The following is a 15,906-nucleotide window of genomic DNA, read 5'->3' as shown; positions in this document are numbered from 1 at the left end:
CCTGCTCAGCTGCTGTCGCCGCCGCCGTTCCCGTCGGCCGCCCCGGAGGTGGAGTCCGCCTCCGCGGCTCGCTGGAGGGCGTCCTGAAGGGCCTGCTGGGCCTTCCCGTACGCCGTCCAGTCCTGCTTCTGCAGCGCCGCCTCACCGTCGTCGTACGCCTTCTGGGCGTCCGCGATGGCCTGCTTGAGCGCCTTGTCGCCGGTGGCGGGCGGCTTCGTGGTGTCACCCGGCGGTGGCTGGGTCGTCGGGGGCGGCTCGGCACTCTCCGCCCCGAACACCGCGTTCAGCGCCTCGCCCAGGGTGTCCTTGAACACCGGCTTGCCGCCGTACGAGACGGCCACCTTCTTCAGCAGCGGATAGTTCGCGCTGCCCCCTCGCGCGTACACCGGCTCGATGTACAGGAAGCCCTCGTCGATCGGCACCGTGAGCAGGTTGCCGTACTCGATGTCCGAGTCGGTGCCTCTCAGGTTCCTGACGAACTCGGCGACTTCCGGCACACCGTTCAGCTCACTCTGCACCTGCTGCGGGCCCTGCACGGTGGAGGTCACTCTCAGGACCCTGATCGTGCCGTAGTCCGAGCTGTTGGCGTCGGCGTCCACCGCCATGAACGCACCCAGGTTGGGGCGCCCGTTGGGCGTGAAGGTCGTCGTCAGGGAGAATCGCTGATCCGTCTGGCCCGGCATCCTGAGGCTCAGGTAGTACGGCGGGACCGCACTGCTGTCCTTGTTGGTCGGGTCGTCCGGCACCTGCCACGCGTCACTGCCGCTGTAGAACTGCGCGGGGTCCGTGACGTGGTAGCGGGTGAGCAGCTCGCGCTGCACCTTGAACATGTCCTGCGGGTAGCGCAGATGGGCCAGCAGCTCGGGCTTGATGTCGCCCTTCGCCTTCACCGTGTCGGGGAAGGCCTTCATCCAGGTCTTGAGCACCGGGTCCTTGGTGTCCCACTGGTACAGCTCGACCGTGCCGTCATAGGCGTCGACGGTGGCCTTCACCGAGTTCCGGATGTAGTTGACCTGGTTCTGCTGCGCGACGACCGCGCGCTGGTTGTCGGTCAGCGAGTCGGCCGTGGTGTCACCCAGGGTTGTACGGGACGCGTAGGGATAGCCGTTCGTCGTGGTGTACGCGTCGATGATCCACTGGATCCGGCCGTCGACCACGGCGGGATAGGCGTCGCCGTCGATGGTCAGCCAGGGCGCGACCGCCTCGACGCGCTCCTTGGGCGTGCGGTTGTAGAGAATCCGCGAACCGTCGCCGATGGCGCCGGAGTAGAGCATCTGGGGCTCGCTGAAGGCCACGGCGTACGCGGCGCGGTTCACCGGGTTGGAGAGGTCGACGCCGCTCTTGCCCCGGTAACTCGTCGTCTCCTCGCCGTTCTTCTCGTAGTCGAGCTCCTTCTGCGGCCCGCCCACGATCGAGTACTGCTCGGTCTTCTCCCCGTAGTAGACCCGCTGCTCGTACTTGCCGAGCTGCCCGGTCGTCGGCAGACCGGACTCGGTGAAGTCGGGAGCGCCGATGGTGCCGTCGTTCTCGTCCGTCACCGTGTTCGTGCCCTTGGACGCGATCACGCCGTACCCATGGGTGTACGTGAAGTGGTCGTTGATCCAGTTGCGCTTGGGGATACCGGTGATGTTCAGCTCGCGCAGACCGACCACCGTGTCCTGCGGCTTGCCGTCGGGGCCGGTGTACCGGTCGACGTCCAGCGTGGCGGGGAACTGGTAGTACTTGCGCTCCTGCTGGAGCTGCTGGAACGCGGGCGAGACCACATTGGGGTCGACCAGCCGGTAACTGGCGGCGGCGTCCGCCGCCTTGCGCTGCTCGGCCTTCTTGTCCGGGTCGCCCTTGCCCTTGTAGTCCTGCACATCGGCGTCATCGATGCCGTACGCCTCGCGCGTGGCATTGATGTTCTTCTTGATGTACGGCGCTTCCTTGGCCTGCTCGTTCGGCTGGACCTGGAACTTCTGCACGATCGCCGGGTAGAGACCGCCGATGAGGATCGCCGACAGCACCATCAGGCCGAAGCCGATCACCGGCAGCTGCCACGTGCGGCGCCAGAGCGTCGCGAAGAACAGCACGGCGCAGATGACGGCGATGCAGAAGAGGATCGTCTTCGCCGGGAGGTAGGCGTTGGCGTCGACGTACCGCAGTCCGGTCCAGTTGCCCGCCGCCTTGAAGTCACTGGACTTCACGGCCAGGCCGTACCGGTCGAGCCAGTAGGCCACGGCCTTGAGCGAGACGAAGACACCGATCAGCACCGAGAGGTGGCCGGTGGCCGCGCCCGTCGCCCGCGCGCCCGGGCTGGTGACGCGCAGCCCGCCGTACAGGTAGTGGGTCAGCGCGGCGGCGATCAGCGAGAGCACGGCGGCCGCGAAGCCGAAGGCCAGCAGGAAGCGGTACCAGGGCAGATCGAACGCGTAGAACGACACGTCCATCTTGAACTGGGGGTCCTTCTGGCCGAAGGCCACCCCGTTCACCCACATCAGCCAGGTGCGCCACTGGCCGGCGGCGGAGGCTCCGGCGATCAGCCCGACCAGGGCGGTGATCCCGAGGAGCACCCACTTCTTGTAGGGCGCGATCCCCATCCGGTACCGGTCGAGGTTCTGCTGCTCCATCGACATCGCGCTCAGCGGCGGCCGCAGCCGGTGCGCCAGCCAGATGTTCACCCCGACCGCGGTGGCCATCAGCAGCCCGAAGACCGCGAACAGTCCGACCTTGGTCCACAGGGTGGTGGTGAACACCGATGAGTACTTCACCGAGCGGTACCAGAGCCAGTCGGTCCAGAACCCGGCGAACATGACGAACAGCATGGCCAGCACGGCCAGCACGCCCAACGTCATGAGCAGGGTCCGGACGCGCCGAGACGGGCGGCCCACTCTGATCCGTGGCCCGGTCGGGCCTCCGCCGCGGTCCGGCATCTGGAAAGCCAACGTGCGCACCTCGAAGTTCGCGGTCGTGTGTTTCAGCCTGTATAAAGCGGCCCCGCGATCGTAGGGCCCACTGATGCAACTTACTGAGGCTTTACCTAGTTCCCGCACTCGGGTCCGAAGGAGGCAGGATATTGAGCATGTCCAACGTTTCTCCCTCAGGCACACCCATGGCCGCGAGCCCGCTGACCCGCGCGGTGCTCGAAATCGACGAGTACGCGTCGGGGCTCGGCTGGGACCAGCCGGCCCGGCTCTTCGCGCTCGTCGACACCGCGCGGCTGCGCATCGACGAACCGGAACTCGCGGCCCAGCTGGGTCTCGACGACGGCGGGGCGGTCTCCCCGCTCACCCCTATCGAGCAGGACGAGATCCCCTCCGGCACCCCGCTGGACGAGTTTCTCGGCACCATCGCATGGCCCGGGGCGGTGGCGGGCTGCGCGATGACGGTGGAGCGGCTGATGCTCCCGCCGTCCGCGGAGGCGTCCGTACCGGACGGTCTCGACGACTCGGGGCTCGCCGCGTGGGTCGCCGCCCACCCGGAGCGTCAGGAGGTGCGGATGACGGTGGCGGTGCTGCGTGACGGCGCCAGGGAGTCGGCGCTGCGGCTGCGCGAGAAGGACTCGCCCAGCGAGGTCCTCACCGGCTCCGGTCTGGTCCCGGGGCTGGCCGAGGCCCTCTCCTCGACCTTCGAGGCGTAGCCCTCCCGGATCAGTACGGCTCCGGGATCAGTACGGCTCCCGGAGCGGCTCCCCGCCAGGCTCCCCGCCTCCCGCGGATACGCGGCCGGTCACTTTGCCGAACAGCTCGGCAGGCCGGCCGTGTTCCCGGCGCGGATCTTGTCCAGCGACTTCGTGGCGTCCTCGATGGTCTTGACCCTGACCAGGGTGAGGCCCTTGGGGATGTCCGAGGCCGCGGCGGCGCAGTTGTCGTTCGGGGTGAGGAAGTACGTGGCACCCGCGCTGCGCGCGCCCACGAGCTTCATCTCGATGCCGCCGATCGGGCCGACCGCTCCCTTGTCGTCGATCGTGCCCGTACCGGCGACGAACGTGCCGCCCGTCAGAGCGCCGGGCGTGAGCTTGTCGACGATGCCGAGGGCGAACATCAGCCCGGCGCTCGGACCGCCCACGTCGGCCAGCTTGATGTCGACCGTGAACGGGAAGGTGTGGTCGGTCCCGGCCCGGATGCCGACGACCGCCCGGTCGCCCTCGTCGGCCTTCTGTGTGGTGATGGTGATCTTCTCGGTGCCCTCGGGCTCCTTGCCGGCCTTCTCCGCCGCCTTCGCGTCCGCGGCCGGGGCGATGGTGAAGACGACGTCCTCGCCGGGCTTGTGCCGGGTGACGAGCTTGGCGACGTCCTCCGGCTGCCGGACCGGTGATCCGTCCACGGCCCTGATGACATCCCCGGCGTGCAGCGTGCCCTCGGCGGCGCCGTCCTTGAGGACGGAGGAGACGATGACGCGTGACGTCACCGGGATGTCCAGCTCCTTCAGGGCGGCGACCTTGGCGCTCTCCTGGGACTGGCTGAACTCCTCCGCGTTCTCCTGCGTGGACTGCTCTTCCGTCTTGCCGTCCGGGTACAGCGTGTCGTGCGGCACCACCACGTTGTCGTGGGCCAGCCAGCCGTAGACCGCCTCGACGATGTTCATCCGGTAGTCCGCGCCGGTGACCCTGACCGTCGTCATATTGAGATGGCCCGACGTCGGGTACGTCTTGCGGCCCGAGATCTGCAGGACCGGTTCGCCGCCCGCGTCACCGAGCGTGTTCACCGTCGGCCCCGGGCTCATCTCCGAATACGGAACTTTGATCAGCACGCCTGCGCAGAGCAGCGCGATGAGGACGAGGGTGGAAGCGAGCATCGTCGCGGTGCGGCGTGGCATGGAACGACAGTACGGGAAGGGTCTGTCAGTGCACCCCTGGGGCCGGTCCGTACGGGGCTCCGTGCGGGCGGGCGTAGCGACTGCGTACGGTCGGCGGCCGCGTCAGGCGGCGTCCGAACCGGAGTCCGCCTTCTCCATGGCGTCACGGAAGCGGGTGTAGCCGTTGAGCTCGGCTATGTCACCTATGGTGCGGTTTCTCTGGACCCAGCTCCCCCATATCGCCGCGCCTATCGCGGCGAACAGCGGAATCAACAACCAGGCGAGTGCGGCCATTTTGACCTCCAACTCACAGCAACTGACCGATCAGCAGATGAGCCATCTGCGAGACCAACGCTGCTGGCCGGGGGGCAGTTACGCAAATCGGCGACGCCGCGCACCACCCCTCGGGAGGCGCTACGCGCCGACCCACTCCTCGGTGCCGTCGGAGAATTTCTGGTGCTTCCAGATCGGGACCTCGTGCTTGAGGTCGTCGATCAGCTGACGGCAGGCGTCGAACGCCTCCGCCCGGTGCGGACAGGAGACCGCGACCACGACCGCCAGATCTCCGACCGCCAGATCACCCACACGGTGGACGGCCGCCAGGGCGCGCACCGGATGGCCGGCGACGACCTTCTCCGCGACGCGGCGCAGCTCGGCCTCGGCCGACGGGTGGCTGGAGTAGCCGAGGGTGTCGACATCCGCACCCCCGTCGTGGTTACGCACCGTGCCGACGAAGAGAGCGGTGCCGCCCGCCGCGTCGTCCCCGACCGCACGGAAGACCTCGTCGACCGTCAGCGGGGTGTCGCGGATCGCCAGCAGCCGGATGGGGTCCTGCGCCGTCTGCTCGCCCGGGTGGGAACGCATGCTCGCCATGCGGTCCATCGTGCCGTACGGCACCGGCATCGCGGAACAACGCTTTCACCAGGAGGGGCGTGCCGCCTCGGAGCGTTCCAGGTCCGGTCCGGCCTAGAGGCGGCGCCGCGCCTTGCGGGCCCGCCGTACCAGCGCGGCCGTACCGAGCAGCGCCACGGTGGCGCCCGCCGCGCCCGCCGCGGTGGCGTCCTTGCGGCCGAGCCGGCGGCCCGCGACGGTGTGCCGGCCCTCCACCTCCGCCAGGAGAGCGGTGAGGACCTCCTCGTTGGTCCACTGCGGCCGCCAGCCCGCGTCGTGCAGCCGGCTGACGCTGACCACCCAGGGATGCATGGTGTAGGCGAGATCACCGGCCGGCGAGGGGGTGAGGCCGATCCTGTGCAGCCGGGCAGCGGCCCCCAGAGCCACCGCGGAGGGCAGTTCCATCCGGCGGATGGAGCTCAGCTCCTCGACCTCCTCCTGCTCCAGCCAGCCGTCGCAGCCGACCGCGAACTCCCCGTCCACCTTTTCGAGCGCGGCGTACTCCAGCGCGCTGACCAGGTCTTCGACATGACAGAACTGCCAGGTGGGGCGGGATCCGGCGACGACGAGCAGCCGCGGCGACTCGAAGTAGCGGGTGAGGGCGGTGTCTGTACCGCCGACGAGCACGGCGGGCCGTACGACCGTCACATTGAGCCCGGGGTGCGCGCGGGGCGCGCGGCGGCCCAGGCGCTCGATCTCCAGCAGATCGCCGACGCCGGTGGCCTCGGCCGTCGCGCGCAGCTCGGCGTCCTCGGAGAGCGGGATGTCGTTGTCGGGAAGCGCGCCGTAGACCATGGCCGAGGTGCACAGCACCACCCGGTGGACGCCCGCGGCGGCGGCCGCCGTGAGCACGGTCTGGGTGCCGCGCACGTTGTACGCCGTTCGGGCGGCGGCGTCGGTCTCCAGGTCGAGATCGAGCGCCAGATGTACCACGACGTCCGCGCCGCGCAACTTCTCCGCGATGGCCGGATCGCGGACGTCGAGGATGTGCCACTGCGCCTCGGAGACCTCTCCTCGGCGCTCGTCGATGGCGATGACCTGCTTGATCTCCTCGGACGCGGCCAGGCGCCGGGTGAGCAGGTCACCGACGCCGGAGGCGGCGCCGGTGATTGCGACGACGGGGCCGCGGGACGGGGTCGGGGTTGAGCGGTTTCGCGCTGCGCGAACCTGCGGATCTGGGGAACTCACCGGGCGTCTCCAGCGGTTGTCTTCAGTACGTACGTGTAAGGCGCGTACGCACCAGGTGACGTCCATCCTGCCGCAGGCCATCGGCCGACGGAGCATCGAGCCCGGAAGCCGCCCGGGTGTCGGGGCCGCGTCCGGCCGGCCCGGGCGGGTGACGGCGCAGGTCGAAGGAGGGTCCGGGCGCCACAGCCGGGCACGGTCCACGACCCGCGACACGACCCTCGCCGGCCCCGTGCCGCTTAGGCTGGGTGGTGTAGTCGGGCAGCCGCCGCCGGCAGGAAGCCGGCGGCCCTACGAGCCGAGGAACCCCGTGAGTGACACTCCATTCGGATTCGGCCTTCCGCCGGAGGAGCCGGACGACGGCGACGGCAAGAAGAAGGACCCTGCCGGAGGTGGTCAGGGTGCGGGCGGCCAGGGCGGTCCTGGCAATCCCTTCGCGGGATTCGGGCTGCCGGGCGGCGGCGGGGGCGGCGGGGACAACCCGTTCGCCGCGATGTTCGGCTCGCTGAACCCCAACGACCTGGGGGCGGCCTTCCAGCAGCTGGGCCAGATGCTCAGTTACGAGGGCGGTCCCGTGAACTGGGACATGGCCAAGCAGATCGCCCGCCAGACGGTCGCCCAGGGCACGTCCGACGGCACCAAGGACGCGAGCGTGGGCCCCGCCGAGCGTGCCGCGGTCGATGAGGCGGTCCGGCTGGCCGATGTGTGGCTGGACGGTGTGACCTCACTGCCCTCCGGCGCGAACACGTCGGTGGCGTGGAGCCGCGCCGAGTGGGTCGAGGCGACCCTGCCCGCGTGGCAGCAGCTCGTCGACCCGGTGGCGGAGCGGGTGGGCACGGCCATGGCCGATGTGCTGCCCGAGGAGATGCAGTCCGTGGCGGGTCCGCTGATCGGCATGATGCGCTCCATGGGCGGCGCCATGTTCGGCCAGCAGATCGGGCAGGCCGTGGGTGTGCTGGCGGGTGAGGTGGTCGGCTCGACCGACATCGGACTGCCGCTGGGCCCGGCCGGCAAGGCCGCGCTGCTGCCGCTGAACATCGAGACGTTCAGCAAGGACCTCGGGCTGCCCAAGGACGAGATCCGGCTGTATCTGGCCCTGCGCGAGGCCGCCCACCAGCGGCTCTTCGCCCATGTGCCGTGGCTGCGGTCGCACATGTTCGGCGCGGTCGAGGGCTATGCGCGCGGGATCAAGGTCGACACCTCCAAGCTGGAGGACGTCGTCGGCCAGTTCGACCCCAGCCACCCCGAGGAGCTGCAGGAAGCGCTCCAGCAGGGCATGTTCCAGCCGGAGGACACCGCGGAGCAGAAGGCGGCGCTCGCCCGGCTCGAAACGGCACTCGCGCTGGTCGAGGGCTGGGTGGACGCGGTGGTGCACGAGGCCGCCAGGACCAGGCTCACGGGCGCGGACGCGCTGCGCGAGACGCTGCGCAGGCGCCGGGCCTCCGGTGGCCCCGCCGAGCAGACCTTCGCCACCCTCATCGGCCTTCAGCTGCGTCCGCGCAGGCTGCGGGACGCCGCGCGGCTGTGGGCCTCGCTCACCGACGCGCGCGGGGTCGACGGACGCGACGCCCTGTGGGAGCACCCCGACATGCTGCCGACGGCTTCCGACCTCGACGACCCGGACGGCTTCGTCCACCACGAGCAGGCGGACTTCTCCGAGCTCGACAAGATGCTCGGCGAGGCAGCGGGTGGTTCGGCCGGCACCAAGCCGAACCTCCGGAAGGACGACGGCAAGGGCGACGGCGAGGACCAGGGCAAGGACGACACCGACAAGTGAGCCTGCACGACGACGCGGTCCTCGTACTGAAGAGCTACGAGGACCAGGAAGAGCTGCGCGGGCTCTATCTGGACCATCTGGCCGCCCGCCCGGACGGGATGTGGAAGGCCTGTGAGGCGGGGCATCTGACGGCGAGCGCGCTGGTGATCGATCCGGAGCGCGGCCGTGTCCTGCTGACCCTGCACAAGAAGCTCTCCATGTGGCTGCAGATGGGCGGCCACTGCGAGCCCGGTGACAGCTCGCTGGAGCGGGCGGCGCTGCGGGAGGCCACGGAGGAGTCGGGGATCCCGGGCCTGACGCTGCTGCCGGGCGGTCCCGTACAGCTGGACCGGCATGCCATTCCGGCCCCCTGCCACTGGCATCTCGATGTCCAGTACGCGGCGCTGGCGCCGGCCGGGGCGGTCGAGGCGATCAGCGACGAGTCACTCGATCTGCGCTGGTTCTCCTACGACGAGGCGGCGGAGGTGGCCGACGGCTCGGTGGTACGGCTGGTGGAGCGTACGCGCGCCGCGCTGCGCGGCTGAGCAGCGGCTGCTCCTGCTCCTGCGACTTCGGCTGAGAGAGGGGGCGGCCTCCGTGGAGGCCGCCCCCTCTGGGCTGATCAGCCGCCCCCGCTCCAGGCGTTGTTCTGGTTCTGGCCGTGCGCGCCCTGCTGGCCGACGCCGAACTGCGCCCCCAGGCCCTGACCGATCTCCGCGTGCTGCGGCGGCATGACCTCGCTGGGCTGGACGAGCGCGAAGCCCTGCCCGAGGAAGCTGAGTTCCCAGCCCTCCCCGGTGGTGCCACGCCGCCGCCGTATGCCCGAGGAGTGCGTCTGTGCCTGCATCTGCACCCGCAGCGCGGAGGACCAGGCGACCACGGCGTCCGCGTCGGCGTTGACGTACTTGTCCGGGGTGACCTGCATCATCAGCGGCTGGCCCGAGGTCATCAGGGCGACCTTGCCCCGGCCGGAGATGTTCAGCTGGTACTTGCCGGAGCCGGAGATGCCGTACTGGCTGTCCACCGCGATGACTTCGGTGTGCAGCGTGGAGTCGAGCGCCAGGACATAGGCGCTGTCCACCGTCATGCCGTCGTGGTCGACCTCCACGACATGGATGTACTGGGCGAGGTTGGCCAGATAGACCGTGCCCTGCCCGGAGCAGCGCATCAGCTCCAGGCCCTCACCGGTGCGCGCCCGGGCCCGCCGCTGGTTCCCCGACTGGTACTCACCGTCGAAGTCGATCAGGCCCTGGTAGGCGACCATCGCGCCCTTGCGCGCGAGGACGTCGTCCTGGCCGGTGAGCGCGACCCGCAGCAGCTGCGGGTTCTGTACCGCGTACCGCTCCTGGGACTGCTGTTCCGTGTATGCGAAAAGTGGACTCTGCATGGTGTGTTCCCGCTTCCCCTCAGCGCCGGATCCGCAGGCGGTCGGTGCTGTCCTCGCTGGGCTGTACGACGACGATGCCCTGGCCCGAGAAGGCCATCTGGAAGGCCTCTCCGCTGCCCCGTCCGATCAGCGAGGAGGCTTTGAAGCTGCGCTTGCCCTTCACCTTGAGGTCCGGGGACCAGGCGACGAGGGCGTCAGGATCGACGTAGGTCTCGTCCTCGCCGCGGCCGCAGTCGACGACGATCGGTGTGCCGCGGGAGGTCACGGCGACCCAGCCGGTCCCGGAGATCTGTACGTTCCACAGGCCCTGGCCGGCGAACTTGGCCAGGCCCTTCACCCGCTCGACGCCCCACTGGAGGTGCGCGTCGAAGGCCAGCAGATTGGTGCCGTTGACCGAGAGCGCGTCGTTGTTGAGGTTGATCACGACGACATCCGCGCCGTAGTCGGCGAGGTAGAGCAGACCGTCCCCGGCGCACTTCATGAGCGGGGTGCCCTCGCCGGTCGCCCACTGGGAGGCGACCTGACGGATGGCGGGCGGGTTCGGCTCGTACTGGATGAAGCCCTCATAGGCGATCATCGAGCCGGTGCGTGCGAAGAGGTCCTGGCCGGAGGCCATCGCGACCTTCAGCATGGAGCGGCCGTGATTCTCCATCCGGGCCGCGATGGGCGTGGGGGCGAAGCCCGCGAGCTGCTGGTTCATTGTCCGGGCTCCCTCAGACCTCGTACGGCTGGACGACGATGAAGTTGCCGGGGGCTCCCCGGAACTGCAGGTTGACGGTCTCTCCGCTGTGGCCGGGGTACGCGTTACGGCGCAGCCTGACCTGGCTGGAGAGGATCACCTGGGACGCGGACGACCAGGCGACGACGGCATTGCAGTCGGCGAAGGTCGTCGGCGTGACGGGCAGGACCACCGGGGTGCCGTGGGTCTTCACGACGACGGTGCCGGTGCCCTGGAACTGCATGGTGAACAGAGCCCCGCCGGGGATGCCGTGGCCCTCGATACGGCGGACCTCGTACTGAAGGCTCTCGTCGAAGGCGAGGACGTTCTCCGCGGAGACGCAGATGCCGTCACCCTGAAGCTCGACGGGATGCAGATGCGCGCCCTCTTCGGCGAGGAACACCTGTCCACGGCCGGTGCAGCGCATCAGCTGCATCTCCTGGCCCGTGGCGTTGCCGACGATACGGCCCGAGAAACCGGCGCCCTTGTAGCCGAAGTCGACCTTGCCCTGGTACATCACCATGCTGCCCTGGCGGGCGAGGACCGGTGTGCCGCCCATGCCGAGGTCCACCCGCATGAGCTGGCCGTTCTGCGGGGTCCAGCGCTGGCCGGTGGGCAGTTCCTTGTACGGCTGAAGGGCCGCCTGGAGCCCGGCGCCGCCCGGCGGGACGCCCTGAGGGACGCCTTGAGGAGGACCGGGCGGCTGCTGACCGAACGGGGAGGGCGCCGCGGGCTGTCCGTACGGAGACGGCGCGGCGGGCGGCGGGACCTGCCCGGGGACCTGGCCGAACTGCGGCGGCTGTCCGTACGGGGCCGGCGCGGCCGGCGGCGGCACCATGCCGCCCGGCGGGGTCATGGGCGCCGCGATGGTCGGCGCGACGTGCATCGGCTGGGGCGCCGGGGCGGGGGCGGGAGGTCCGGCAGGAGCGCCGAAGGACGGCGCGGGCTGCGGAGGCTGTGGTGCCTGCGGGGCGGCCGGGGCGCCGAAGGCCGGGGCAGGGGCGGAACTCTGCGCGGGCGGGGCGAAGGACGGTACCTGGCCACCGGCCTGCGGCTGGGGCGCGGCCGGCTCCTCCTCGGCGACCTCGCCGCCGAAGTTCTTGAGCAGCGCGTCCAGACCGCCGTCGAAGCCCTGGCCGATGGCGGCGAAGCGCCATACGTCCTTCAGATAGAAGTCGCCGAGCATGACCGCACGCTCGGTGGTGAACTCCGAGCCGTTGAAGGCGTATCGGACGACTTCCTCGCCGCCCGCGACGATGCGGATGTATCCGGGACCGACGTGCGACATCTGGCCCGCGCCGTCGATGGTGGCGGTGAACGAGAGCTTGTGGATGGTGGCCGGGATGCGGTCCAGGGTCACCCGGAAGGACTCGGTGTCCCCGGCCTGCGCGCCCAGCAGCTGGACGGATTCCTCGGGCGACTTCGGCTGATTGAAGAAGATGAAATAGCGGTCGTCCGAGAGCTGCTCGTTGGCGTCGAGTCCGAAACAGCTGATGTCGAAGCTCAGCCCGGGAGCGGCGATCTGCACACCTACGTACAGATCTGTTCCCGGCGTGAGATCACTGATCTTGGCCTTGTGGCCGCGTTGGAATTCCCTGGCCATACGTAACGACCGTCCCCCATCCCGAATATGACTGAGTCGCGTCAGGCTAACGGCTGGGTGCGACATTGAGCCAAGCCGGTACACATTCGGTACAGGATCGCCGAATCACCGTTCCCGGCCTCAACAGGTGTCACGCGCTCATGCGGAATAGGTCATTCACCGGGCACGAGGGGCAGATGCGGCAGTCGCTCGGCCGCGACGACGCCTTCGAGATAGCCGCGGGCGCGCTCGGTGCGGGGATACGCCTCCAGCAGCCGCCAGAACCGGGGCCCGTGCCCCGGCACCAGCAGATGCGCCAGCTCATGGACGAGCACGTAGTCGACGACGTACTCCGGCATGCCCTGCAGCCGGTGCGACAGCCGGATGCTGCCCTCGGCGGGGGTGCAGGAGCCCCAGCGGGTGTTCTGATTGGTCACCCAGCGGACGGAGGCGGGCCTCGCCCGGCCGGCGAAGAACTGGTCGGACAGCCGCTCGGCCCGCTCGGTCAGCTCGGTGTCGCCGAGGACACGCTTGCTCTCCTGGGCTGCGAGCTTGTCGAGCATCACCGACACCCAGCGCCGCTCCTCCGCCTCGGACATCCGGGCGGGGATGAGCACGATGGTCCTGTCGCCCTCGCGGTACGCCGAGACCGTTCTGCTGCGGCGGGTGCTCCTGCGGACCTCGACAGCGCTCGTCCCCGGGCCGCGCGGCGGGCGGCTCGCCACGCCGCGCTCCGCGCTTCCGGCGCTGTTCGATGGGGTCTCCCCCGCGAGGCGAGGGGAAGGATCGGCGGACACGCCCCGACGTTACCCGCTGCGTGCGGGCGAAGTCCCGCCGCCGGGACCGTTCGATCTTGATCCACTCCGTGGCATGCGCCATTTGAACGACTAATGCCCACAGCTGTGGATAACTTTCCGCGCCCCCGGCCGCCGCCTTGCATTCTGAGAACGCGAAACAGCGAGATCAGCGAACCAAGAAAAGATCAACGGGGAGGCCGATATGCATCCGATGGTGAAGCCCGCGCTGCGGCACGCCTGGCGGGAGCGGCAGACGGTGCAGTTCGGGGTCACCCCCGCGCACGCGGTGCTGGTCGGCCCGGTCGACACCGCCACGGGCAGCTTTCTGGAGCTGCTCGACGGGACGCGGGGGCTGCCGCTGCTGCGGGAGGAGGCCCGCGCGATGGGACTGCCGGACGGCCGGGCCGATTCGCTGGTGGAGCGGCTGACCGCGGCGGGGGTGATCGACGACTCGGACGCGGGCGGCCGGGCGGCCGACGCGTTACGGAACCGGGCGGGGGACCTCGACCGGATGCGGCCCGATCTCGCGTCGCTCTCCGTCGTCCATCCGGAGCCGGGCGCGGGGATACGGCGCCTGGCGGCGCGGCGGGCGATGCGGGTCCAGGTCCGGGGAGCCGGACGGGTCGGGGCGGCTGTCGCCTCGGTGCTCGCGGCCTCCGGGGTCGGGCGCCTCGATGTGCTGGACGGCGGGTGCGCGCAGGAGTGGGATGTGGCCCCCGGCGGCCTGCCCGCGGGGTCCGTCGGCGAGCGCCGGGATGTGGCGGCCCGGCAGCTGGTCCGGCGGTCCGCGCCCGGACGGGCACCGAGGGCGGCGGAGCTCGCGGAGTCCCGCGGCGAGGGTGAGCCGCCCCTCTCCCTGGTCGTCGTCGCCCCGCGGGACGGCCTCGCGGCCTACGCCCCCGATCCGGCGGCGGCCGAGCCCTGGATCGCCACGGGGACTCCTCATCTCTATGCGGGTGTGATCGAGGGCACAGGTCTGGTCGGGCCGCTGGTGCTGCCCGGTGGCACGGCCTGCGCGGGCTGTCTGGCGCGGGGGCGGGCGGACCGCGATCCGGGGTGGCCCCGGATGCTGGCGCAGTGGGGGTCGGGGCGCCGCAGGGCGGCCGCCGTACCGGCCTGCGATCTGGGGCTGGCCACGACGGTGGCGGGCCTGGCGGCGGCCCATGCCCTGTCGTTCCTGGACGGTGAGCTGCCCGCCGGCACGGGTGCACGATGGGAGGTGTCACTGCCACTGCTCGACTGGCGCTCGGAGCGGATCGTGCCCCATCCGGACTGTCCCTGTGGGGCGGCCGGGAAAAGAGAGGGGGAGCGCATCGCCGCGGCGGGGGCACCGCACGACACAATGGCGGGGTAGCCGGCCTACGCGGCATGGCTGTCTGGGATTAGGAGGGGCGTAATGTCTGATCTTCCCCGGAAGGCGGTCACCCGTACCGCGAAGTTGGCCGCGCTGCCGCTGGGCTTCGCCGGACGGGCCACCTGGGGCCTGGGCAAGCGGATCGGCGGGAGGTCCGCGGAGATCGTCTCCCGGGAACTGCAACAGCGCACGGCCGACCAGCTCTTCAAGGTGCTCGGGGAGCTCAAGGGCGGCGCGATGAAGTTCGGGCAGGCGCTGTCCGTCTTCGAGTCCGCGCTGCCCGAGGAGATCGCCGGGCCCTACCGGGCGGCGCTCACCAAGCTCCAGGAGGCGGCCCCGCCCATGCCGACCCGCACGGTGCACGCGGTGCTGACCGAGCGGTTGGGCGAGGACTGGCGTGAGCTGTTCGTCGAGTTCGAGGACAAGCCCGCGGCCGCCGCGTCGATCGGCCAGGTGCACCGGGCGATCTGGCACGACGGGCGCGAGGTCGCGGTCAAGGTGCAGTATCCGGGCGCCGGGGAGGCGCTGCTGTCGGATTTGTCACAGCTGAGCCGGTTCGCCAGGTTGTTGGGGCCCCTGGTGCCGGGGATGGACATCAAGCCGCTGATCACCGAGCTTCGCGACCGCGTCTCCGAGGAGCTGGACTACGCCCTGGAGGCTCAGGCCCAGCGGGAACACGCGGCGGAGTTCGCGGACGACCCGGATGTGGTGGTGCCGGATGTGGTGCACCAGAGCGACCAGGTGCTGGTGACGGAGTGGATCGACGGCATACCGCTGGCGGAAGTGATCAACAACGGCACACCCGAGCAGCGCGACCGGGCGGGGCAGCTGCTGGCACGGTTCCTCTTTTCGGGCCCCGCGCGTACGGGACTGCTGCACGCGGATCCGCATCCGGGCAATTTCCGGCTGCTGCCGCCCGTGGAGACCGATGAGGACGATGACGGGGTGGAGGGCGAATTCCGGCTCGGGGTGCTGGACTTCGGCACGGTGGACCGGCTGCCGGGAGGGCTGCCAGGCACCATCGGCGAGGCGCTGCGGATGACGCTGGAGAGCGACGCCGAGTCGGTGTACGACCTGCTGCGCGAGGAGGGATTCGTCAAGGAGTCCATAGATCTCGACCCGGACGCGGTGCTGGACTATCTGCAGCCGATCATCGAGCCGGCGGCAGCGGAGGAGTTCACCTTCACCCGGAGCTGGATGCGCAATCAGGCGGCGCGGGTCGCCGATCCGCGCTCCCCCGCCAATCAGTTGGGCAAGCAGCTGAATCTGCCGCCGTCGTATCTGCTGATACACCGCGTCACGCTGAGCACCATCGGCGTGCTCTGCCAGCTGAACGCGACCGTACGGCTCCGGGACGAGCTGGAGGACTGGCTGCCCGGATTCCTGCCGGAGCAGTACGACGAGGAAGAAGCGGTCGAGGCCGGAGCCTGACCGAGCAGTCCGACGACGAGGGGCGGGGC

Annotated in this window: 14 protein-coding genes; 5 read left to right on the top strand and 9 right to left on the bottom strand. The window is 70.2% G+C overall.

The genetic code is table 11. From position 1 onward, the window contains the following. Positions 1-5: 5 nt before the first annotated feature. Entirely contained in the window at positions 6-2,912 is a 2,907-nt protein-coding gene (locus tag ACZ6MZ_RS04795; RefSeq protein WP_469350376.1) for a UPF0182 family membrane protein, read from the bottom strand. Positions 2,913-3,061: 149 nt separating this feature from the next. Between ACZ6MZ_RS04795 and ACZ6MZ_RS04790 the strand changes: the two genes are divergently transcribed. After that, on the top strand, positions 3,062-3,619 hold the full coding sequence (locus ACZ6MZ_RS04790; RefSeq protein WP_469349825.1) for a PPA1309 family protein: 558 nt from the start codon (positions 3,062-3,064) through the stop codon (positions 3,617-3,619). Between the two features lie 89 nt (positions 3,620-3,708). Here the strand turns inward: ACZ6MZ_RS04790 and ACZ6MZ_RS04785 are convergent, their stop codons facing one another. From ACZ6MZ_RS04785 to ACZ6MZ_RS04770, 4 genes are all read right to left on the bottom strand, one after another. Continuing rightward, entirely contained in the window at positions 3,709-4,797 is a 1,089-nt protein-coding gene (locus ACZ6MZ_RS04785) for a YlbL family protein (RefSeq protein WP_389787502.1), read from the bottom strand. A 102-nt stretch (positions 4,798-4,899) separates the two neighbouring features. Further along, entirely contained in the window at positions 4,900-5,070 is a 171-nt protein-coding gene (locus ACZ6MZ_RS04780; protein ID WP_384183964.1) for a hypothetical protein, read from the bottom strand. A gap of 120 nt (positions 5,071-5,190) precedes the next feature. Beyond that, complete coding sequence (locus ACZ6MZ_RS04775) at positions 5,191-5,649, bottom strand: molybdenum cofactor biosynthesis protein MoaE (RefSeq protein WP_469349822.1); 459 nt, start codon at positions 5,647-5,649, stop codon at positions 5,191-5,193. Between the two features lie 93 nt (positions 5,650-5,742). Beyond that, the gene (locus tag ACZ6MZ_RS04770) at positions 5,743-6,855 is read right to left on the bottom strand and encodes an SDR family oxidoreductase (protein ID WP_384183958.1); all 1,113 of its coding nucleotides are present in this window, start codon (positions 6,853-6,855) and stop codon (positions 5,743-5,745) included. Between the two features lie 307 nt (positions 6,856-7,162). Here ACZ6MZ_RS04770 and ACZ6MZ_RS04765 point away from each other — a divergent pair, with 307 nt between their 5' ends. After that, the gene (locus ACZ6MZ_RS04765) at positions 7,163-8,629 is read left to right on the top strand and encodes a zinc-dependent metalloprotease (protein ID WP_384336396.1); all 1,467 of its coding nucleotides are present in this window, start codon (positions 7,163-7,165) and stop codon (positions 8,627-8,629) included. After that, positions 8,626-9,153, top strand: a complete 528-nt coding sequence (locus ACZ6MZ_RS04760; protein ID WP_469349820.1) for an NUDIX hydrolase — start codon at positions 8,626-8,628, stop codon at positions 9,151-9,153. Before ACZ6MZ_RS04765 ends, ACZ6MZ_RS04760 begins: the two co-directional genes overlap by 4 nt. Before the next feature lie 77 nt (positions 9,154-9,230). Here ACZ6MZ_RS04760 and ACZ6MZ_RS04755 read toward each other — a convergent pair whose 3' ends face one another. From ACZ6MZ_RS04755 to ACZ6MZ_RS04740, 4 genes are all read right to left on the bottom strand, one after another. Next, positions 9,231-9,995, bottom strand: coding sequence for an AIM24 family protein (locus ACZ6MZ_RS04755; protein ID WP_384193656.1), 765 nt, complete (start codon positions 9,993-9,995; stop codon positions 9,231-9,233). 19 nt (positions 9,996-10,014) lie between these two features. Beyond that, a complete protein-coding gene (locus ACZ6MZ_RS04750) occupies positions 10,015-10,695 on the bottom strand; it encodes an AIM24 family protein (RefSeq protein WP_384193654.1) in 681 nt (226 codons plus the stop codon). A gap of 13 nt (positions 10,696-10,708) precedes the next feature. Beyond that, the gene (locus tag ACZ6MZ_RS04745) at positions 10,709-12,316 is read right to left on the bottom strand and encodes a TerD family protein (protein ID WP_469349818.1); all 1,608 of its coding nucleotides are present in this window, start codon (positions 12,314-12,316) and stop codon (positions 10,709-10,711) included. A gap of 152 nt (positions 12,317-12,468) precedes the next feature. Then, the gene (locus ACZ6MZ_RS04740; protein ID WP_384193649.1) at positions 12,469-13,092 is read right to left on the bottom strand and encodes a M48 metallopeptidase family protein; all 624 of its coding nucleotides are present in this window, start codon (positions 13,090-13,092) and stop codon (positions 12,469-12,471) included. A 202-nt stretch (positions 13,093-13,294) separates the two neighbouring features. Between ACZ6MZ_RS04740 and ACZ6MZ_RS04735 the strand changes: the two genes are divergently transcribed. Then, positions 13,295-14,446 (top strand): TOMM precursor leader peptide-binding protein, encoded by a 1,152-nt coding sequence (locus ACZ6MZ_RS04735; protein ID WP_469349816.1) that lies wholly within the window; start codon positions 13,295-13,297, stop codon positions 14,444-14,446. A 42-nt stretch (positions 14,447-14,488) separates the two neighbouring features. After that, entirely contained in the window at positions 14,489-15,877 is a 1,389-nt protein-coding gene (locus tag ACZ6MZ_RS04730) for an ABC1 kinase family protein (RefSeq protein ID WP_469349814.1), read from the top strand. Positions 15,878-15,906 lie beyond the last annotated feature (29 nt).

It is taken from the genome of Streptomyces sp. NPDC042201, assembly GCF_055582185.1.
Note: the sequence above shows the minus strand (reverse complement) of the source record. Positions and strands in the feature narration are given on the sequence as shown.